The sequence below is a fragment of the Brevundimonas sp. GCM10030266 genome, from assembly GCF_042666595.1.
In the GTDB taxonomy this organism is placed as follows: domain Bacteria; phylum Pseudomonadota; class Alphaproteobacteria; order Caulobacterales; family Caulobacteraceae; genus Brevundimonas.
Window position 1 is genome coordinate 1 of record NZ_JBHTCY010000005.1, and the last position, 21,378, is coordinate 21,378.

Sequence of the window (21,378 nt, forward strand, 5' to 3'; positions counted from 1 at the left end):
GCGCCTCGTCGCCACATCCGCGCCCCTGTAGCTCAGCGCGTTTCTACACGGCCTCGACCCTTAGCGGTCATCGGGCTCCTTCCCCTTGTGTGTGGCTACATCCTCATCGGACCACACAGTCAAGTCGGGTTCCGTATCGAGGCCAATCTCACCGCGAGCGATGCCGTGATTGAAGGATAGGTCCTCGATCACGCCGAGGATGTTAAAGCAGGCGGCGTTGTAGCCCAACTTGTAGGAGTCTCCGCGCGCGGCTCCTATCGACCACTTTGCCTTCACGTCTTGGACGATCTCATTGAGGGCTTGGCGATAGTTTTCCACTGATGCGGTCATTGGTGTTGCTTCCGTTGGGGTTCAGCGAGTGGGTCTGTGTTGCCCCTGGAGAACGTAGCATCAGATCATGGCCAACGTCCGCTTTCCACCCATTGCAGACGGTGGCCGGGTCCGCTGAGCGACCCGGCAAGGCGTCAGAGGTCGATCTGCTCGGAGATCTCCAGAGCATCGTCCACTTCGATTCCAAGGTAGCGGACGGTGCTCTCCAACTTCCGATGACCTAGCAGCAGTTGGCACGCTCGGAGGTTGCCGGTCTTCTTGTAGACGAGTGAGACCTTCGTCCGCCTGAGGCTGTGGGTGCCATAGGCCGCAGGCTCAAGATCGATGAGCCGGACCCATTGATCGACCAATCGCGCGTACTGCCGCGTTCCGATGTGGCGCCCGTCGTGGCTTCGGCTCGGAAAGAGCCAATCATCATCACGCTGCCCACGAACCTCCAGCCATGCAGCTATCGCTTCCCTGGCTGGCTCAGTGATCTCAAATGGAACCGGCCTGCCTGTCTTCTGCTGCATGACGGTCGACCGAAGTCGCAAAGATCCTCCCGGCGCTACATCGCTCACCCGCAGCTTCACCAGGTCACACGCCCTGAGTTTGGCATCGAGCGCACAGTTGAACATCGCAAGATCGCGGACACGCTTGGCGACCTTCAACTGCTGCCGGATCGCCCAAATGTGCTTGGGCTTCAGCGGTGCTTTGGGTCCAATGAGACGGCCCGCGTTCCATGGCCGCCGCGGGATGATGAACAGGTCTGACTGGCGCATGGCCAACCTCCCAAGGGATGGCCTCCCTGCCCCACCCTTTTACGCCTATTCAAGCTGCAACGCGCCATGAGCGGACATTCACTGTGGGCCGCAAAGGCGACATTTAGCACGCGGCTGGGATCGACTAGCTCTAACGGGCCTCCGCAATCAGAAGATGTCGTCCGGCTCTATGACCCCGGCCTTTCGAAGAGCCTCTGCAAGCTGACGGGCGACAATCCGGTTCTCAATGGAGCTGGCCATTGAGAACATCTGTCTCCGACGTCACTGGGAAAGATGGCAGGACGAAATTCTCACGGCTTCGAAAACCGAAGGGTGGCAAATGCGCGATCTGTGTCGAACCTTCCGCTCGAACATGGCCCCGTTGCGGGTTCCGCGAGACGTGTGCGAGGTGCTCATCAACCGTACCGCCGGTTCTGGATGAGATTTACGACCGCTACGATCGCCTGGACGAGAAGAAGGCAGCGCTCGCGCAATATGAGGCACTCCTGCGCGATCTTATGCTGTGAGAGCAACCGAAACCGACATTGGCGCCGGTTGTCAGACAAATTAGTCGAGTAGGGTTGAGCGTATCCCAGGAAAGCCCACCTTATTGAAGATCGCCGCAGAACGTGAAGCGCATCACTAGCTTTGAAGCCTCCTGAAGATCGGAAATGTCGACGTCGCTGGGAATCACCGCGAGTGCTTGGGCGACCGCTTGGCTATGGCGACTCTCCCCTGCTCCAACCTCAAAGGCGCTTCGGCTACCCGTGTTAGACAATGATCGGAACAAGATCCCGGCTGTTCTGTCATCCAAGACGGCGATCGCAAGCAGCGACAATACCGGCCGGAAGAATCCCGTCTCCAATCTGCCTCGCTCCTCCGGCGCCAAGCTGGCCTTAATCAGACTGTAGCTGTTCAGGAACCTCAGGACGCGCCTCGGAGACACATCGAGCGCGGGAGCCAGTTGGGTCATATAGTCCGCCTCCGCGCGTGAGATGCGGAGCGGCAGCGGCGTTTCATCGCTTCCGGATACGGTCGAGGGCTCCTCAGCCGGTTCGACTGAAACGCTTTCGGCCTGGTCGGATCGGGTAGCGACGTCTTCGAGCGAGGGGGCAATCGGCAGGGTCGGAGGTGTACCGTCGACGCTGAAATTGGGCGCCAAGCGATCGGCGAGCACGTCGGCCACATTTCCGGCGTTCAGCCTTCGGACCCAGTACGGTATCTGGAAGATTTTCTCCAGATAGTCGTATGGCGTCGCAAGTGAGGGCGACGCCTCATCGCCGAAGGCGTTTCCGTATTTTGTTGTCAGGGCATTTTCGAGCCAGCGAACGTCGACGGCGACAAAGACCACGAACAACTTGAAGGCCAGCAGCAAGTGAATGGCTTGGAGGACCTCCATGACCTTTTCAGGAGGGCACCGGTCGAGATCGTCGATATACAGGATGATCCGCTCGAACGACCGCCCTTGAGTGGCGTCGGATTTCGTCGTGGCTCTCAGGCGATCTGTCTCTTCAGGCGTCAGGAGGTTCGCCGATCGGGCGATCAGTTCCTCGACAGCCTTGTTGTGACGCGACGCCGCTGTTTGGGCCTCAAGATCGGATGCACTCGCATCAGTCATCAAGTTGGACAGCGCTTCGAAATCTCGACGGATCGTCGCAACGAAGCTCAGGTGCTTTCCATATGAATCGGCAGTCACGCGCTCGCGAATAAAGTTCAGTAGTCGGGCGCGTCCCGTTCCTGCGGCATAGTCGCTCGAGGCCTGTGCCAAGCGATCGGTAGCAACCTGCAGTCGGGCGCGAGCCTCGTCAGCGATCGCCGTCTTGTCGGCCAGCTCAGTTCGCTGTGGGCTCAGTTCTTCCTGCCTGCGCCTTTTGATCTCTGCCTGGGTAGCGTCGACGAGCGGGCGTAGCTTTCCGATCTGCTCAACCGCCTTCTTGGCAGTGACGCGCACCCAGGCAGCGCCAAGAGCGAGAGGCGCAGCAAAGCCAGAGACTGCTGCCACGAATGCTGCTGCGGGCCCGGCGACCAGATTGGTGACCCAGGCGATGAGTGGGGGCAATAGTACCACGCCAATCGCGCAACAGATCAACAGACCGGCGCTCATTGCGGTGCGGAGATAGGGGCCGCGTACAAAGCCGAATCCTTCAATCTCTCCATCAAGCTGTTGAAGAGCTTTGGCGGCGCCCTCCACCGAGGCCGTTGCCTCGCTCAGGCCGAGCTGTTGAGCCGCCTTTTCGATCTCTTCTTTGGGGACGGCTCGACCCTCCCCATCGCTCCACATGGCTTCCCAAGCGCCGGAAGTGATCTGGCGGATCCGAACGAGAGCATCCTGTTCCGCAGAAGCTTGTGCTGCCTCGGCTTCGGTAAGGAGCGCCGCGGCGGCGTGCTGTTCGCGCCGGGTTTCGACGACAGCCTCCGCCGCCTCAAGGGTGAAGGACCGCGAAGACAATAGATTGTCGAGCAGAGACGAGGTGGGTTGGTCGGCGACAGACCATTGGTCGAGTTTGTTGAAAATGTGATCGACCAGGCTCGCCCAGAGATTTGTCTCGGCATAGTGCCAAGCGTTGAAGACGATAGGCACAACGTCTTTGTGGAACGGCGACTGATCGTCGGCTTCAGAGGACAGACGCGCCACATGGTCCATGATGAGGCGAAGGAAGAAGGATTTGCCGGCGCCCCATTCACCGAAGACGCCGAACGCGACAGGCGGGACGAATTCGCGAGCAGTGGCCAGCATCGCAAATGCTTCGGCCTCGCGGTCGGCGCCGGTTCGATCACGTAGCTCCGGATGATTGGGATCGTCGGCTCCGGTAATCGCGAAGACCGTCCTGGTGGAAACCGGTCTGGCATCTGCAACTGCTTGTGTTGAGGATTCCAAAAAGTCAGACGGACCATCGTCAGGTCGGTGATGCTCACTCACTGTCGTTGGCAGCGAAGGGCCGGTATCAGCCGTCTCCGGCTCGGGCGCTGTTTGACCGGCCGGACCTTCCCTCACAATCGCTGCGGCCGCTTGAGCGGATGGCGACGTCTCCGGAGTCGAAGGCGAGCCGAACACCTGTCCCCATCGATCCGGATTCTCTTGAGGTTCCGGGGCGGAGAGCACGTCTCGCAACAGAGCGTCACGGAAGAGTTGGAGAGGGACACCGGACTCCGCGAGATAGATCCTCAACTCGCTCTGGCTTGCCCCACCTCGAGCCGTAATAATCGCTGCAAGCACGTGCCGTAGTCCGATGAAGCGGTCGCGGCCTCCAATATTTGATCTGAGTTCTCGGGCCCTGCGGAAAGCTGCTTTCAAAGATCGAGAAGCATCGGTCGGCTGCACCAAAGGTGGCGCAGTTCGCTTTACGCGATCCGCATAGGCGCGGACGACACTATTCCAAGCCGTCGCCGAAGAGAGTTGCCGCTCCCTGCTGGCCACACGCTCAACGGCGGTCAGAAAATCTCCGACGGTGGCGACGCCGGAGGCGCTCGTGCAGGTGTCCAACACACGACCGATCAAAGGGGACGCATCCGCCGCGCCGACACTTTGTTTGAGTTGGGTATTGGCCATCCTACCTACCAAAACCTGAAGGGCTTCAGAACATCGTCCAAAATCCGGGACTTCGCCTTGGGGACGCCGGAACGCTTTCTCTTTGTCCGCTCCTGCAACCCCTTGAGCAACCGCCGACCGTAGAGCCGATCTTGCACGTCGCTCAGCAATCGATGGAGCACATGCAGATCGTCGCTCGCGTCCAAGATCCACTGATCAGGGCGATCCCCATCCACATAGCGGCCGACAATCTCCCTGATGAGCCGGGCGAGCAGAGGATGATCCGTCAAATAGCCGCCAGGGGGCAGGCTTCGATCCAGGTACAATTGGGCGAGGGACGGGAGCGTGCGCTGGAGCGACCGCTGGACTGTAGCATCGAGGCCGTATCGGATGAGTTCGCCGGGATTTGCGGTCTGCCGCTCAAGCGCTCGGACCAACGCGATCACGGAAAGCATTGGCGGCGGCAGGTCGCTGCCACGCTTGAGCTTCGCCAGACGCAGAAAAAGGTTCTCGCTAAATGCTCGCTCCAGCGGGCTTCCAGTCACCTCGGCCGCCAAGACTTCGAGTATCTCGGGATGGGAGGTGAGGCGTTCGACACCGACAGCAAAGCTCGCCGGCTGGTCCTTGAGAGCCGGAATCCAAAGAGCCGCAGCCTCCACAAGCGCGGGGCTCTCTGGGAGGCCGGCCAAAACGGCTGAGGCCACCTTACTGTCGCCTCGCCGAAGCAAGTGCGCGACCTCGGGGCCGGAGATCGTCGGCTTGAGCAGATGGAACAGGTCTAGGGGCGAGCAGCCGGCGGAGAGCGCGGCTTGGAGCAGACCCTGACGATCAGCGGGTCCGTTCGGCCAGAACGCAGGCAATGCGTAGAGCGCAGGGTTCAGGGAGGCCAAGTGAATTTTCAGGTCTTCGCCGACATCGACTTTGCCGAGGAAGGCAGCGGGAAGCTCGGTCGCGATCACCTGGAGCGCGACGTCCCCCAACGTCCCCACGGTTGGCGTGCCGATCGATTGGATTGCAGTCTCGAGGGACACTTCCCGATTGGTGACTAACTGAATCAGATGATCGGCAAACAGCTTGGTGTCCAAAACGTTGGGAGAGGCCGCAAACCCTTCGAGGGCGGAGACGAAATCCCGGACCACGAGTTCCCGATTGGCGGATCCCCTGAATTTTCCGAGTAACAGATCTGATTTGAGAAGTTTCGCGTCCTCAGCAGGCAACGCCTTTGCGATGAACTGAATCGCGTCCGCCATCGCCTGTTCGCTGCGAGCGCTCGCCAGCCGACTGTGTATCTCCGCCAAGGCGAAGGCAGAGAGCCGCGGCGCGGAGAGATCCGCAGCATACCTCGCCATGAACTTCCTCAGGGAAGTCGGCTTCTGCGAAGGCGCATCCTTCGTCAATAGCTCGAGGCCCTCGGATCGCGAGACTTTCGACATCCGAGGAGGATCGGCCCGCGAGGCAAGAAAGAGCAGAACGCATTCAGCATCTCTCGCTCTCAGCTCGGTCGCTGTCGCGGTGCAAAAGAAAAAGCCTCGGCGAAGGCGCGGCCACATCTGTCGCCAAGCGGTCAACGCCAGCGCTTCATCCTCTTCTTGATCGCCGGCAGGAAACAGTCCGCGACCCGCGCCCGCGTAGAGTTGGCCAAGGATGTTTGACAGCCGCTCCTCGGGCACGGAGGTCATCCCGCGATCCGCTTCCAAGCGCACGGACACTCGCTCCGTGAAGGTGTCTGCAAGGCTGGTCGAGGGCCGGCGGAACAGCCCGTTCAGCCGGCTCGGGTCCTCCAGCCGAGCCAGCGCCGCGTAGTCGATGATCAGTGAATGGGTCCAAACGCAACCGGGGCGAGGCATTTCCGGCGCCAACCAAGTGCGCGCCAGTACAAACCGATTGGCTTGGCGAAGAGGATAGCCTGTCAGGTAGGTCGATACGGTCCCTGGCTCGACGAGCAGGTCCGACAGACTGAGCATCGTCGCCGCAGAGCTCTCGTCGAGCTCCAAGGTGGCCGCGAGCTGCCGATGCCCGTGCTTGTAGCCGTGTACGACCTGATCCACCCACATGACACCGGCGGAGCTGGTCATGACCCGCCAGTCGGCTGCTCGAGTAGCCAAGCCAAGGGAGCGGTCAGATCGTGTTCTGAAGCAGCAGGGCCCTGCACGCGGATGCGCATGGATGGAACCGCTTCGCGGCGAAGTCGCTCGGCTGCTTCAGGGAGCCCTCCGCCTAGGGCGCTCAGGCCCCACACTTCGACATCCCAAAGCCGAGGGTTGTTCTCAAGGAATTGAAACAGCATCGGTCGTGCTCGCCGAAGCCAGTCGCGCGGAGCCTCGTCGCCTTTCACGACGTCCCAAGCGGAGACAACCACCGCGACCCTGCGTTGGCGGGCAATCGCGGGCCTGCGGTTGAGCATCTGCAACACCTCGACGATCAACACCTCTTCCGGCATCTCTTCCGGATTGAAGGGCTTGTCTTCTTCAGGCGGAGCGCTGAGCAAATCGTCTTCAACACCGGCGGCGGCAATTTCCGCTTCGAATGCGCTTTCAAGCGCGTCGTATTGCTGCGCGGCGTCGAATATCAGCCGATCGTCGATCCCACGGTTTGCGTTGGTGAACAGAACGAGGCCGTCCGCTTCGAGCATCGTCGTGAAGACGCCCGTGAGGCATCGCCCTCTCGCGGCGAGCTGCCGGAAGGCTTCTCCCGACAGATCGGGAATGGACAAATCTGCCTCCACACCAGTAGCAGCAGATTGAAGCCTGAATTGACCGTCGCGCCGGGAGGTGACCCCCGTTCGATCGACCTCTTCGCACGCCAGCCACCGCTCTTCGAGCGCAGAGGCATGTCCTTCGTAGTCCGCCAGCTCCTTCATCCGTAGGGCGGTCTCGACGGTCCCGGCAGTGAGAACGTGGCTGAGCGCGCCGAGGTAGGTGCTCTTTCCTGAGACAGGCATGCCGATCAACAGAAGCTGCATTTAGACGCCTCGCCCGACAAATCGGACCGACATCCGATCAAACACACTCCCGGTCGGCATCACGCGGAAAAGCGAACGCGACGTCGGCGGGGAACTCCTCGCAAGCCACTGGGTCGCCATCGCCTCAAGACCGAATCCGAAAGGTACGCCCCCGGCTTCGTCGGGTCTCGCCGCCACCTCGTGCACATCGAAACTGGCATCGGGGAACCGCGATCCCAAGTCGTCCGCGAACCGGCGGAACGCGTCTCGACCGGCATCCTTCTGCTCGCTGGTGTCCAGCTCGTCCGACTTGGTGAGAATCAGTTGGTACCGGCGCGAGGATTGAAGCATCCCGCTTCTCGCCATCGCCAAGATCATCCGCCGTATCCGCGCGGTGTGAGCGTGGCGTTGAGCGGGATCAGCGAGTTTTGAGCCGTCGATCAGAAAAGCCACCACGTGAAAAGTCTGAAGCTCAGCCATGTTCACGACCTCGTCTGGCCGCGTCAGCATGCCTTCGAAATCCTCCCCGGGCCTATCGGCCAATATGAGTTCCAAAGGCTCCGCCTGGTCGCCAAGGACGCGGAGATGCAAGAACGCGAGGCCGTCGAGAAGTCGAGTGCGCATGGTGACGCCCTTGCGACGGCCAGAAGCCGTGCGGGACAGGTAGCAGCGATGCTCGAAGCCCCGAACGGTATCCGAGCCCGCGAAGCCGAAATTCAGCCGCGCAGCCCGGAGCAGTTCGTAGAGCGATGCGATAAGCGTCGTCTTTCCTGAATCGGGATCGCCGACGATTGCCACGGTCCGGACAGGCCCGCCCGTCTCGCGGAGGAAAGCGTCGGCCTCGGTCTGGCTGAAGCCAACGCTCACACGTGTCGGGACGATCTCATAGGCCTCTTCCGATTCCGTCTGCGGGGGTGTCTCGAGCTCGACATCCTCTGGGGGCTCGCCGATGACAAAATTCGCGCACTCCTCAAGATCAAAATTCTCGATGCACGATCCGCCTTGCCCCGCGGCGCAGCCGGGCTCGCGGCAGTGCCCTTGGATGGCGTCCACCACGACCTAGCCCAACGCCTTCGCGGCAACGAACTCGATGTAAAGCTGGCAAGCCCATTGTAGGGCATCCATTTCCAGGCCGGGCGCCAGCCCCATCTCCCGGTGATATCGGCCTTCCCAGTCGATCTGATCGTCCGATTCGGCGGCCAGCTTCATTGCGTACGTCACCGGAAAAAGCTGGGAGTAGGGTTGAGGCGGCAGATGTTCCGCCCAGGTCGTCCTCAATGCCAGGGGCGACGCCGTTGCAAGCTTCGCCAACGTGAGCTTTTTCGCGGACTGTTTGCCGCGTTCCAGGATCTGGTCCAGCAGCGCCGGCGCAGCCGCCACCCCTGCGGATCGCCGTGTCAATTCCGAAAGCTCGCGCGCGGCCACGGTGACCTGATGCCCAAGCGGCATGACCTTTGAAAACGGCGTCTGGGTTTCCAAGCTGTATCCGTTAGCAACCAGCCACTGCATTTCCATCTGCTCAGACAAGGCGTTTACACGGTTGATGACGCTGTTGAGGCCCGTGCGAAGCTTCTCATCGGACGTTGCTGCGTGATTGGCCAAGCCCTGCACCATACCCGTCAGTTCGCCCCCGAGCCCGCCCCAATCGTTGGCTTCGGCCTTCTGCTTGAATGCGTCAGCCGCAGCTTTCGGAAGCGCGTAGGCGTTCGACTTCGCCATGCCGTTGACGTCGGCCGCCGACGTGCGCTGCGCCAGCTGAAGCCCATGCTGCATTCTCACGAAAAACTCGGGATCTTCGGGAGGGGATCGGTGGCCCGCCAACCCCCCGCTTACGGCGAGAAGGGCAAGCGTCTCGCCTTGCGCCTTGCCGCTCTCGACCACCGCCGAAACGACTGCGCTGGTGAGAATCCTTGCCTCCGCGCTTTTCAGATCGGCCTGGAACGTCGGATCGGCCTCCCGGAAGAGCTGCAGAAACTGAGCGAGTTCTTCCCCATCCGTCTTCAGCCCATAGGCTGCGCGGATCGCAGGTTCGAGGTCCGAGAGTTCCAAGGTCGTAGCGGCCTTCGTCGCGGCAGCGGTTCGGATCGCTATGAATTCGCTGGTCGGTTGCAGGCCAGCCTTACCGTACATCGGGCCCAAACGGCTGAAGTCGAAGCTCACTGTATCACCCCCCTAGTTCTAGAATTCCTCTAGCCAGCGCTAGCAACTTCCCGCGGTCACGGGCGCGCATCAGCGCCAGATTGTACTGTTCGTGCTCGGGTAGGCGATTCTCCGCCGGCTCGAGCAACTGAAAGCGCTCAATAAGCTCTGCTTTCCGCGAAACGGGCAAGCCATAAAACCGGTCGACGAGCTCTTGCGCACTGCGGATCACGATATTGCCCTCAAATGCCTGAGGTTGTGCGTGCGCCGACCGGCCTGTGCACCCGATTTTGAGGACCACCATGCAATAGAGGATCGATACGTCAGAGGAAGGGCTAGCATCATGCGGATCCGACATTCCCCGTAGCGTGTAAAGCACGAAGCCGTCGAGCAATCTCGGAAATATCGGGGCATCCTCAGCGAGCGCTTCGATGAGCGATGCTACGCCCCCGTCCCCGAGGTCCGCGCCGAAACCGCGACCTAGCCATGCGGCTCCGCGTTAACGGTTTCGCCTGCGCGCAGTATCAGCTGCATCGTGCCCACGCCTGATGCGCTGGGGCCGTAGCTTAGTGACGGCATATCCAGCGTTACCGGCTGGTCGAACAATGTGGCCTGCGTCATCGCACCTCTTTTTGTGGCGGACACAATCCTAAGGCCAGCCACTAGATGCCAATGATACGGTAGTGCTTGTCCGACCTCTCTGGAAGTTCCCGGCGCGTTCCCTCAATCGAAAATGAGCAACTCAGCATCGTGCCAAGTTTTTGGGCCGCTTATGCTCCTGCGATCAGGCCATTCCGCAAAGCCGACGTTCCGAACGTCCCTGATGAGTCAAACCGAGACGTCGTCGAGAGAGCGGGCGCGGGCGTTGGAACCTCTGCGAAAAGGCCTGGAACTTTCAGGCGCCGCCGCATCGATTGTCCACGCCCTCTCGGATCATGAACCCCTCGCTGATCAGGCGGCGTCCTATGGAGCCAGCGCCCGCCTGACCACCCTAGCCCGGCTCTGGTGGACAAGCCAAGATAGATACCCGTTCCGGTTGGTTTGGCCTTGCACCAGTCCGACGCATCCCCGAGACTCGCGCCATGAAACGCGCCCTGAGAAAGCTGCCGGCGAGCAAACGACGCGAACTGGATCGCGCCGTGGCCATCATCGTGGAGAGCTTCGCCAAGGCCACCGCGACGCGCAAGGCGGACCGGCTGCGCGACGGCCGGATTCTGAAGATCATTCTGTACGGCAGCTATGCGCGAGGCGATTGGGTCGACGACCCGGTCGGGCGGTACTTCTCGGATTTCGACCTGTTGATCGTCGTCGATCACGAGGACCTTCTCGACATCGACTTCTGGGAAGAAGCCGAGGCCCGCCTGCTCGAGGAACTGTCGTCAGGCGCAATGCGAACGCCCGTCAGCCTGATCGTGCACAGTCTGGAGGATGTGAACTGGAAGCTGGAGCACGGGCGCGCCTTCTTCATCGACATCGTCCGCGACGGTCTGGTGCTCAAGGATACGCCTGAGACGCCCTTCGTCGCCTCACAGCCCCTTCCGCCGGAGACCGCCCTGGCGGAAGCCGAGGAGTATTTCGGGGACTGGACGGAAAGCCTCGAGGAGTTTCTCGAAACCGCGAAATTCACGCGGTCACGAGGCTACACCAGAAAGGCAGCCTTTCAGCTCCATCAGGCGACCGAGACCCTCTATCAGGGCCTCCTTCTTGTTCTAACCCTCTACGCGCCGAGGGCCCACAACCTCGTCCGGCTCCGCAAGATGACCGAGCCGCTGGAGCCGCGCCTGGCTGAAGTGTGGCCGCATGAGACCAAGTTTCAGAAGCGCTGCTTCGAACTGCTGCGCGCCGCCTATGTGAAGTCGCGTTATTCGCGCCATTACCGGATCACCGACGAGGAACTCGCCTACCTCACCGAACGGGTCGAACTTCTTCGGGAGATCGTGCGCGAAGCCTGCGAGGCCCGGCTGATCGAACTCCGCCGCGCCACCGAAGGCGAATAGCCCCTGACACCGCGGCGTGACGCGCCAGACGTAATCGACGCCATCGGGAGACCTTGTGTCGCGGCCCTATTTCAACACCAGCATCGCCGATCTGGAACGGGTCTTCGAAGAAAGCGCACAGGACCCGGTGCGCCTGCAGACTCTGGCTGACGAACTGGTTCATCGGTCCACGGATCGGGCGCGAGCCCTCGCTGCCCGAGTCGAAGAGGCCCTGATCGATCCGACGGATCTCATCGAAATAGTGGGGGCGACCCGATCGCCGTCACCAACACCACCACCACAGCAAGAGGCACCCCGCGCGCCGTTCCGCCACCCGGAGCCACAAGCCGCCAAACCGATCGCCAACGATCCGGAGGACATCCTGCGGGCCTGGATGGCATTGGAAGTGTTGTCGCCGCCGTCCTTCGTGCAGCCCGAACAGCTGGCCGGCGGAGACCGCCGCCACATCGCCCAGCTGGATCGCGGCCTGCCTTGGGACCGGGGCGACAAGGCAAAGCCGGGCACGCGGGTCTACTATCAGATCGTGCTGGGGACGGTGGACCTTCCCAAGGCGATCGAGCGGCTCACGCGCATGTTCAACGACACCCGCGTCGAACGGCCGTCAGCTCGCGGCAAGGCGCCGATCGCGATCCTCATCGTCGATCAAAAGGGCCGGCCGATCGAGGACGACCCCGTAGTCGTGGCCAGCTTCGCCTGGGGGCTTCCGCAGGCCTTGGCCGGACGGGTCGGATCGCTGGCCGACTGGGCAGACGTGGAACGGTCGCTGGTCGAGCTCGTCGAACAGGCCGTCCGGCGACAGGACTACACTGGCGAGCCCCTGCCTGTGACGAGCGAGATCCTGACGCGCGCCTGGCGTAGACTGGTCGAGACCCTCGACCTGCCCGTCGATCTGGTTAGTCCACCGGCCTTCGCTGTGCGCAGCTATGTCGGCTTCAAGAGTTCGGAGGCACCCGAGCCTCTGCTGGTGAACAGCTTCTTCCTGCACGATCTGGCGACCGCGCGCGGCATGGTCCGGGAGGGCAAGGCGCCGCTAACGTTGCAGCAGTATCTCGGCGTCGTCGCGCCGGCGACGCGCCGGAACCTGTTGGACAGCCGGGTGGCGTTGAGCAGCGCGGTGGCACCCTATCTTTACCCGCCCGGCCGCTGGCCGGGTCGCGGTCGTCATTCGCTGGTGCTTCTGCAACAGGCGGCGGTGAACCTAGCCAGGTCCGAGACGCGGGACGGCGGCGTTCTGGGCGTCAACGGTCCGCCTGGCACGGGGAAGACCACCCTGTTGCGCGATCTGGTCGCCGCCGTGGTTACGGACCGCGCCCGCGCCATGGCGACCTTGGACGATCCCGAAAAGGGGTTCTCGACCACGAACCAGAAGCTGCGGGTCGGCAACGGCTGGATCCACCTCTATGCGCTCGCGCCGTCGCTGCGCGGCCATGAGCTTCTGGTGGCCTGCAACACCAACAAGGCGGCCGAGAACGTCAGCGCCGAACTGCCCGTGGCGACGGCGGTGGCCCACGACGCGTCCGACCTGACCTATTTCAAGACGACCGCCGACGCCCTGCTCCAGCGCGACAGCTGGGGCCTGATCTCGGCCGTGCTCGGCAACGGGGCGAACCGCAATCGCTTCCGCCAAACCTTCTGGTGGGACAAGGAGGTGGGTCTTCAGACCTATCTGGCGGCGGCGGCCGGGTCGCCGCAGATGATCGAAGAGGCGGCCGATCCGGAGACCGGCGCGGTGACGGAACGGCCGCCCCGGATCGTCACGGCAGAGAATCCGCCGGCGAGCCGCGCCGACGCCCTGCGCCGCTGGGGCGAGGCCCGGCGGCGGTTCCGGGCCGCCGTGACCGAGAGCGAAACGGCGCTGATGGAGTTGGAAGAGGTCCGCCGCCGGTGGGCCACACTGCCCCGCCTGCTGGAGGCGTTGCAGGCCCTGCAGGCGGCCTCGGCGCTACGCCCCGGCTTCTGGAGTCGATTGTTCCGGCTCAGCGGCTGGCGACTTTGGCGCGCGGCGCTTGCCCAAGCCCGCAACGGCCTGGAGACGCCGCTGGCCGCCACAACCGAGGGCGAGACCCTGCCGGCGCCACTCCTGGGGCGGATCGCCCGTTGGAGCGGTCTCTGGGATCCTCCAGTCCATGAGGGCCAGCTGGTGCTGCAGGCGCTGGCGACGGTGGTGAAGGCCACGCTCCATCGCCGCGAGGCGATTGGCGCGCGCTTCGTCGACCACCCCTTCTTCGATCAGTCGCATGAGGACCTGCACCGGACGACGCCGTGGATGGACCCGGCGACCCAGCGCTTGCGCGACCAGGTGTTCATCTCCGCGATCCAGCTACACAAGGCCTTCATCGACGCCGCCGCCCGGCCGATCCGCCACAACATTGGAGCTCTGATGAATGTGTTCGCCGGCGGAGCCCTAACGACGCCGGAGAAGAAGGCGATCCTGCCGGACCTCTGGTCCTCCCTTTTCCTGATCACGCCCGTGATCTCGACGACCTTTGCCTCGATGGACCGGATGCTGGCGGACCTCCCCGCCGACAGCCTGGGCTGGCTCCTGATCGACGAGGCGGGCCAGGCCACGCCCCAATCGGCCGTCGGCGGCCTGATCCGCAGCCGCCGCGCCGTCGTCGTCGGCGATCCGATCCAGATCCCACCTGTTGTGACTTTGCCTGACACCCTGACCGATTCAGTCCAACGGCATTTCGGCGTCGATCCGGACCGCTTCAACGCGCCGGCCGCCTCGGCCCAGACGCTGGCGGACGCCGCCACAGCGTATACGGCCGAGTTCTCGACCGGAGTCGGGTCACGGTCCGTGGGCGTGCCCTTGCTGGTCCATAGACGGTGCGCCGAACCCATGTTCGGCATCGCCAACGCCGTGGCTTACGATCGGCAGATGGTCCAGGCCAAGCAGTCGGCGCGCTCGTCCATCGGCGAAGTCCTGGGGCCGTCCCGCTGGCTCGACGTGGACGGCGGCGCAACCGAGAAATGGTCGCCCGCGGAAGGCGAGGCGACCGTGTCGCTCCTGTCCGCCCTGCGCGAGCACGGCGTGACGCCGGACCTGTTCATCGTCACCCCCTTCGTCATCGTGAAGGACGGCCTGCGGCAAGCCATCCTTGAGAGCCGCGTCCTGCACGACTGGGTGTCCGATCCCGGCCAGTGGGTGTCGGATCGGGTCGGGACGGTCCACACCGTCCAGGGCCGAGAGGCCGAGGCGGTGATCTTCGTCCTCGGCGCGCCCCTCGCCCAGCAGCGCGGTGCCCGGGGGTGGGCTGGCGGCCAGCCCAACCTGCTGAATGTAGCGATCACCCGCGCCCAGGAACGACTCTATGTCGTCGGCAATCGCAAGGTCTGGCGCGAGGCTGGCGTCTTCGCCGAGCTGGCGCGCAGGTTGGGGACCTGAGGGTGAACCGCGAGGAGGCCATCGCCGAATTTTATCTGAAGAGCCTAGGCCTTGGCGCGGTGGTCCACGAACCCGACGGCAACCGCATGCCTGACTTCGTGGTCGATGGCCGGATCGCCGTGGAGGTCCGCCGTTTGAACCAGCATTCCATGGCCTCCGGCGAACCGGAGGGATTGGAGACCATCGAGGCTGGGCTGGTCCGGTTCATCGACAAACTGTTGCCGGAGCTGGGACCGGCGGACCGGAACGGCAGTTGGTGGGTCTCCTACCATTTCGAGCGCCCGCTGGATCTCAAGGCCCTGAAGCGCGACATCCCGCGGGTGCTCCGCGAATTCGCGGGCGTTCCGTCCGACGGCCGGCATACCCTGCAGCTCCAGCCCATTTTCGGGATCGACCTCCAGCCGACGACCGATGCCCGCGAGGCGCGTTTCCTCCTCGGTGCCTATAACGACTATGAGGCCGGTGGCTTCGTCGGATCGGAGATCATTCGGAACGCTACCCTCTGCATCGCGGAAAAGACGGCCAAGATGGCGCGGGTGAAGGACCGCTATCCGGAGTGGTGGCTGCTTCTGGTCGATCGCATCGGTCCCAGGCTCAACGCCTCCGAGCGCAACGACCTGCCCAACCATATCGAGATCGCGCCGTGGGATCGGGTAATCCTGCTGGACCCGGAGGATCCCGCCCGCGCCCTTCAACTGGGACCGGGAGAGAGCCTTTGAGCAGGAAGCGAAAGCGCGGCCAGGAGCGTAAGCCCCGCGACGAATACATCTATGCGACCACCGCAGGCCCGATCTCGGAGATTGTCGTCACGGTCGATCAGAGGACCGGAGCGCTCAGCTTCGGCCAAGAGATGACGAACGTCTATTCGGAGCGTTCCTATGGGCGCGCCAAGGGGCCCAAGGTCGTCTCCCGTATTCCCCAAGGCCAGCCCGAGCTGTCGTTCGACGAGACGCCGGCGCTGATGGCGAACTTCGATCGGCTGTGTGCGATCGACACCAACACCCGTGTCATCCACGGGCAGACAATCTCGATGACCGGGGTCACCACAATTCACCCCGAGGTCATCCCCGGCCCGAAGGGTCTGGAGGAGACTTGGCGGTTCGATGTGCCGTTCTGTCTCGAATATCTGGACCTCAAGGTGCCTCCGGAGAACTTCGGCTGGCTGGCCGCCATTCTCCAGCTACGTCAGATCGGATTTCTGAGGCCCGCCCACCGGATCGGCGTGGTGGTGGATTCCGACCTCGGGAACCTGCGCGCCTACAATGAGCGCACCAAGCCAGTGCTCAATGAGCAGTTCCTGATGTCCAACGTGACTCTGATCTACGCCAGCGCGGATACGGGGAAGGAGAATATGATCAATCAGGCGCTCGGCATCGCCGACACCGCCGCGTCTCAATGCCTGAAGGGTCTCGAGACCGGAATCATCCCGATGATCACCCGGATAGAGCCCAATGCATTCTACGACGGGCATCGGGTCATCGATGTGAACGCCAAAGAAGGTCCGCTAGGCATTTCAATGTCTTGAGTGTGAACTGCGAGCTACCGAAGCGTCCCAATGCTTGCGGACCACGTGATGAAGGCTTGTTTCAAGGCCGCTTCGTCGAGTGGTTTTCCTCCGTGCGAGCCTCTAGGCATAAAAAAGCCGCGCGCCCCCAAAGGGCGCGCGGCGAGTTTTTGAAGACGGAACGCTATTCAGCGGCGAACGAATAGGCGTCGTGGTCACGCGGTTCGTCCGCGCCCTGATCGTCCGGCTCGGCTGCATCCGACACCGTCCGCAGCGGAACGGGCAGCCACCCCTTTCCCTCCACCAGCCGTTCGGCGGCCTCGGCCATGTCCGCCTTCTTGAAGCCGGCGATCCGGCCCGCTTCCTCCGGATTCACGGCCTCGGTCACGGCCTCCAGCACCCGCGCCTTGGACACGCGGGTGAAGTAGCTGGCCGCTGTCGCCGTCCACGTTCCGGCCATGTCGAGCCCGACCGCCGTCGCCAGCGTCTCGGCCTGCGCCAGGGCGCCGGGCCGCCGGTCGTGCGGATCGCGCACGGCGTAGAGGCCGACCCCCGCGCAGCAGGCCATCAGGTCCAACTGCTCCGAAGGCGGCAAGGCGGCCACCACGCCCCAGAGGGCTTCCGGGCGCTCGGGCAGGCGCGCGCCCCACGCCTCGCACCGGTCGCTGACCCGGCGCCCGGCGGGGCCATCGTCCACCCCCGGCGCCAGCCGCTCGAGTCCGGTCGTCGTCAGCCGAAGCTGCAACGGCGTCCAGACGCCGTAGCCCGGATAGAAGACCTGCAAGGCGAGCGCGTGGACCACCGTCGCCAGCGCCGCATTCACATCGGCTTGCACCGCGTCGCGCAGCCCCATGGTCTTGTGAGCCGTCAGGTCGATCAGCAGACGATCCGACAGGGTCGACGGCGCCTCCTCCTCGGAGGGCTCCGCCTCGGAGCCCGGCCGGTTGTCCGCCCCCTCATCCGCCGCATCGTCCTCCTGCCACGGCGACGGCGGATCGGCGGGCACGTCCTCAATGCGGACCAGTCCGCGCTCGAACCGGGCGAGGCCGTCGTGACCCAGCGTCACCACCACCCCGGCCCGCGCCTTGGCCTCTTCGGCGTAGGCGAAGTCCGGACCGAAGGCTTGCAAGGCCTTGTCGATCTCCTCCAACCGCGCATCCGCCTCCGGCGACAGACCCTCCACGCCCGCCTCGGAGACGATACCGTCGTACTCCTCCGACAGGACCACGATCTCGGCGGCGTCCGCCTCCGACCGTTCGACCGCCACAGGATAGACCCGCCCGAACGCGGACACGTCGGGATAGTCGAGGCTGACCTCGGCCCATTTCCAGCCTTCGCGCTCGCGCGCCTCTTCGGCCAGCCCGGCCAGCTTCTCGCCGACCAGCCGGTCCAGCAGGACCACATCCTCCAGCCAGCCGCCGCCGTCCTCGGTGAACAGGTCCCGAAGCACCTCGCCGCCCGCCTCGGCGTAGGCTTCGACGCCGACGAAGCGGACGCGCCGGTCATCGACCCGCACCTTGGACTCGGTCATGGCGCGCCGGATGGCGTAGACCGGGGTGTGGGGGCCGATCTGCTCGAACACCTGCCGCTGACGGTCCTGATCCGCGCTAACGCAGAAGGCCATCAACTGATCCAGCGCCAACGCTCCTTCCCGATACGCCGCCATCAGCTCCGGCGCCGCCGCTCCCAGCCGAAGCCGTTGACGCACCACCTGAGCCGAGACCCCGAACCGGGCGCCGATCTCTTCCGGCCCATAGCCCTTCTCCACGGCGAGCCGCTGGAAGGCTTCGAACTGGTCGGCGGGGTGCATGGCCTCGCGGGTGATGTTCTCATCGAGGCTGATCTCATGGGCGTCGTTCTCGGCGTCCACGACGACGCGCACCGGATGGCTGCGTTTGATCGCCTTGCGCTTGGCCAGCAGCCGCAGCCCCTGACGGCGCCCTTCGCCGATGGTGACGAGGTAGTTTCCGGTCGGGACGCCCTCCCCGTCCCGCTCGATCTCGACCACGGGCGGCTGCAACACGTCCTTGGCCTTGATGGAAGCGGCGAAGGCCTCGATGGTCGCCGCGCTGTGCGGCGTCTTCCTCGCGTTCTTCGGCGAGGCCTTGAGCCGGTTGAGCGGCACAGTGATCACCGCGCCATGCTGCGGCGCGGTCGCTTCGGTGACGGTGGTTTCGACAGGTTGGGCACTCATGTCTGCCTCCTTTGGGCAAGGGTTGCAGGCACGCGAACCGCGCGCCTGAAACCCTGCCCGTCGGCGAGACCGGGGTAGCAAGGGCCAGGGCGGACCGGCCGGAGGGGGATCGCCCGACCTGCACAAGCCTGACCCTGATGATCACCGTGACGATTTTCGCCGGCGCGGAAGGTCGGGGAGACCGGCCGGTCCGGCGGCGGAGCCGCTTCACCCTGGCCCGCGCGAGGGCGGAGCCCTTAGTTCTTGAGAACTGACTGCCCTTCTATCGCAGCCTGGCTGCGAGCTCGGATATCTGCGCGACTTCCGCCCTCATCGCGCCAAAGGCGTGCTTCTTGCCCAAGAGTACAAAGGTCTCGGTCGCCGGATCGACGAGCCTGAAAATATAACCGATGGGGTCGTCGGCGAGACTCGCGTCGCCGACCTTCGGACCGGGGAAGAGGTAGCCTGCGATATCCTCCAGAAGGTACTCGTCGAGCCGCTCGTCAAAATGCTCGATCGCATTGCGCAGGTCACGATCCTGCAAGGCTGAACTGTTGCCTACAGCGAAGATCTGCCGAAGTTGCCCTGCCCGGGCCCGAGCCAAGGCCTTTCGGTCGACGGGAAAGAAGAAGCGCGACAGCGCGGCGGCGTGCCCCAAGGCTTCGTGAGCGCTCGCGACGATGTCGGATGCCGTGCCGCCGGTCGCGACGAGTTCTGAGAAACGGTCGAAAGCGATCGTTCCCCGCTCGGCGGCGTAGAAGATCGCTTCGATGTAGAAGGCGACGTAGTGCGGCTGGATGCCTTCGCATTCGCCGACGACGATTCTGACCCGCCTCTGCCGTTCTTCGTCGTCCATACGATCCTCACCTGATCTGAAGCCGGCCCATGGCGACGCTGACATGCATGTCCATCCCGTCCCAGGCGTCAATCAGGCCAGCGTCCGGAACGTGATCGAATAGCGCAGCGCGGTCATCGGCGTGATCGAATGCTCCCAGTCCCGCCGCACTTCGCCCGACAGCAGGTAGGCCGAGCCGGGCGCCAGCGGCGCGCCAGCCCGCGTCCAGCCGGCGCCGCGCTTCTGTCTAAGGCGCATGATGCAGGGCGACAGCAGCGAGACACCGAGGATCCGGCCGTACACGGGCCGGTCCCTGTGCCAGCCGATCCCGGCGCCGGGTTGGTATTCGTTGACCAGCGCCTGCACGAAATCCTCCGCCGGCAGACCGGCCCGGTCGGTCAACTGGCCCAGCAGTTCCTGAAGGAACGCCGGCCAGGGCTCCGCCGCCTCCAGCGCCTGACGCGCCAGATCATAGCGCCGCCCGAAGGCAGCGATGCGACGATTACCCAGATAGCCGAGGTGCTCGTAGGGCTTGAAGGCCAAGGCCTGCAGAGCGCGCTCCACCCTTGCCTGCTCGGGCTCTGAAAGGAGATCAGGCCAATAGCGGAACCCGGCCGGGGCGGCGGGCGTGGTGGGAACCGGCTCGCCGAAGAGGTCGGTCTGCACGCCCATCAGGCCAAGGCGAGTTGGTCGGACGCCGAGGGCGCCGGCGCCTTGAAGTTGGACAGGCTCACGCCGACCAGGCGAATGCCCCTGGCGGGCGGATAGAGGGAGCGGACCAGCAGGAGGCTGGTCTCTTCCAACCGCTCCCTGGACGTCACCGGCTCGGGGAAGGACCGGCTGCGCGTCGACTGCTGGAAGTCGGTCCATTTGACCTTCACCGTCACCGTGCGCCCGTAGGCGTCCGATTTCTCGCACCAGCCCCAGACATCGCCCGCCATGGCGATGACGCCGGCCTCGATCGCCGAGGGATCGGTCAGGTCGCTTCCGAAGGTCGTCTCCGATCCGGACGATTTGCGCTCGCGGTTCGGGTTCACCGCGCGATGATCCTCGCCTCGCGAGATGGCGTAGTACCAGGGGCCGGACTTGCCGAAATGCTGCTGCAGGAAGGCCAGCGACTGGCGCCGCAGGTCCTCACCGGTCTCGATGCCCAGCCGGGTCATCTTGGCGGCCGTCACCGGTCCGACCCCGTGGAAGCGTTTCACCGGCAGGGCCTCGACGAAGGCCTCGCCCCGTCCAGGCGGCACGACGAACTGGCCATTCGGCTTGCGCTGGTCTGAGGCCAGCTTGGCCAGGAACTTGTTGTAGGAAATCCCCGCTGACGCCGTCAGGCCGGTCTCCTCGAGGATGCGGGCCCGGATCTCGACGGCGGTCTCCGAGGCGGTCGGAAGGCCGCGGAGGTTGTCGGTCACGTCGAGATAGGCTTCGTCGAGGGAGAGCGGCTCCACATGAGGCGTGTAGTCCGCGAAGATCGCCTGGATCTGTTTCGAGACGGCGCGATAGACCTCGAACCGGGGCGGGACGAAGACGAGGTCGGGGCACTGCCGCAGGGCTTTGGTCGAGGGCATGGCCGACCGCACCCCGAACACCCGCGCCTCATAGCTGGCCGCCGCCACCACGCCGCGTTGGGCCGCGTATCCCACGGCCACCGGACGGCCGCGCAACGCCGGGTCGTCGCGCTGTTCGACCGACGCGAAGAAGGCGTCCATGTCGACGTGAATGATCTTGCGAACCGGCCCGTCGGTCATGCCCTCGGCATAACAGGACTAGAACAGAAAGTGAACACGAGACTTGCCGGCAAC

The 21,378-nt window shown here is 64.0% G+C and carries 16 protein-coding genes; 4 read left to right on the top strand and 12 right to left on the bottom strand.

All coding sequences use genetic code 11. The features are described 5' to 3' along the window. Nucleotides 1–60 precede the first annotated feature (60 nt). The 8 genes from ACFQQC_RS14770 to ACFQQC_RS14805 form a co-directional block, all read right to left on the bottom strand. Entirely contained in the window at nt 61–330 is a 270-nt protein-coding gene (locus tag ACFQQC_RS14770; protein WP_376863245.1) for a hypothetical protein, read from the bottom strand. Between the two features lie 134 nt (nt 331–464). After that, nucleotides 465–1,091, bottom strand: coding sequence for a tyrosine-type recombinase/integrase (locus ACFQQC_RS14775; RefSeq protein WP_376863246.1), 627 nt, complete (start codon nt 1,089–1,091; stop codon nt 465–467). Nucleotides 1,092–1,677: 586 nt separating this feature from the next. Next, entirely contained in the window at nt 1,678–4,620 is a 2,943-nt protein-coding gene (locus tag ACFQQC_RS14780) for a P-loop NTPase fold protein (RefSeq protein ID WP_376863247.1), read from the bottom strand. 5 nt (nt 4,621–4,625) lie between these two features. Next, nucleotides 4,626–6,674: a hypothetical protein gene (locus ACFQQC_RS14785; RefSeq protein WP_376863249.1), complete on the bottom strand. Its 2,049-nt coding sequence runs from the start codon at nt 6,672–6,674 to the stop codon at nt 4,626–4,628. Further along, nucleotides 6,671–7,561, bottom strand: coding sequence for a hypothetical protein (locus ACFQQC_RS14790; RefSeq protein WP_376863250.1), 891 nt, complete (start codon nt 7,559–7,561; stop codon nt 6,671–6,673). Before ACFQQC_RS14790 ends, ACFQQC_RS14785 begins: the two co-directional genes overlap by 4 nt. Continuing rightward, the gene (locus tag ACFQQC_RS14795; protein ID WP_376863251.1) at nt 7,562–8,596 is read right to left on the bottom strand and encodes a hypothetical protein; all 1,035 of its coding nucleotides are present in this window, start codon (nt 8,594–8,596) and stop codon (nt 7,562–7,564) included. It abuts the gene before it with no gap. Nucleotides 8,597–8,599: 3 nt separating this feature from the next. Beyond that, nucleotides 8,600–9,700: a GTPase-associated system all-helical protein GASH gene (locus ACFQQC_RS14800; protein WP_376863252.1), complete on the bottom strand. Its 1,101-nt coding sequence runs from the start codon at nt 9,698–9,700 to the stop codon at nt 8,600–8,602. A 4-nt stretch (nt 9,701–9,704) separates the two neighbouring features. Next, the gene (locus tag ACFQQC_RS14805; RefSeq protein ID WP_376863760.1) at nt 9,705–10,037 is read right to left on the bottom strand and encodes a hypothetical protein; all 333 of its coding nucleotides are present in this window, start codon (nt 10,035–10,037) and stop codon (nt 9,705–9,707) included. 724 nt (nt 10,038–10,761) lie between these two features. Between ACFQQC_RS14805 and ACFQQC_RS14810 the strand changes: the two genes are divergently transcribed. The 4 genes from ACFQQC_RS14810 to ACFQQC_RS14825 are packed head-to-tail and all read left to right on the top strand — an operon-like array spanning nt 10,762 to nt 16,589. Further along, complete coding sequence (locus ACFQQC_RS14810; RefSeq protein WP_376863253.1) at nt 10,762–11,676, top strand: HEPN domain-containing protein; 915 nt, start codon at nt 10,762–10,764, stop codon at nt 11,674–11,676. A 55-nt stretch (nt 11,677–11,731) separates the two neighbouring features. After that, nucleotides 11,732–15,064, top strand: a complete 3,333-nt coding sequence (locus tag ACFQQC_RS14815; protein WP_376863254.1) for a DEAD/DEAH box helicase — start codon at nt 11,732–11,734, stop codon at nt 15,062–15,064. Nucleotides 15,065–15,066: 2 nt separating this feature from the next. Further along, nucleotides 15,067–15,783 (top strand): hypothetical protein, encoded by a 717-nt coding sequence (locus tag ACFQQC_RS14820; protein WP_376863255.1) that lies wholly within the window; start codon nt 15,067–15,069, stop codon nt 15,781–15,783. Next, the gene (locus ACFQQC_RS14825) at nt 15,780–16,589 is read left to right on the top strand and encodes a hypothetical protein (protein ID WP_376863256.1); all 810 of its coding nucleotides are present in this window, start codon (nt 15,780–15,782) and stop codon (nt 16,587–16,589) included. Before ACFQQC_RS14820 ends, ACFQQC_RS14825 begins: the two co-directional genes overlap by 4 nt. A 163-nt stretch (nt 16,590–16,752) precedes the next feature. Here ACFQQC_RS14825 and ACFQQC_RS14830 read toward each other — a convergent pair whose 3' ends face one another. The 4 genes from ACFQQC_RS14830 to dinB form a co-directional block, all read right to left on the bottom strand. Next, the gene (locus ACFQQC_RS14830) at nt 16,753–18,762 is read right to left on the bottom strand and encodes a ParB/RepB/Spo0J family partition protein (protein WP_376863257.1); all 2,010 of its coding nucleotides are present in this window, start codon (nt 18,760–18,762) and stop codon (nt 16,753–16,755) included. 262 nt (nt 18,763–19,024) lie between these two features. After that, on the bottom strand, nt 19,025–19,597 hold the full coding sequence (locus ACFQQC_RS14835) for a hypothetical protein (protein WP_376863258.1): 573 nt from the start codon (nt 19,595–19,597) through the stop codon (nt 19,025–19,027). 72 nt (nt 19,598–19,669) lie between these two features. Further along, on the bottom strand, nt 19,670–20,248 hold the full coding sequence (locus ACFQQC_RS14840; RefSeq protein ID WP_376863259.1) for an alpha-ketoglutarate-dependent dioxygenase AlkB: 579 nt from the start codon (nt 20,246–20,248) through the stop codon (nt 19,670–19,672). Beyond that, entirely contained in the window at nt 20,248–21,324 is a 1,077-nt protein-coding gene (gene dinB / locus ACFQQC_RS14845; RefSeq protein WP_376863261.1) for a DNA polymerase IV, read from the bottom strand. Before dinB ends, ACFQQC_RS14840 begins: the two co-directional genes overlap by 1 nt. Nucleotides 21,325–21,378 lie beyond the last annotated feature (54 nt).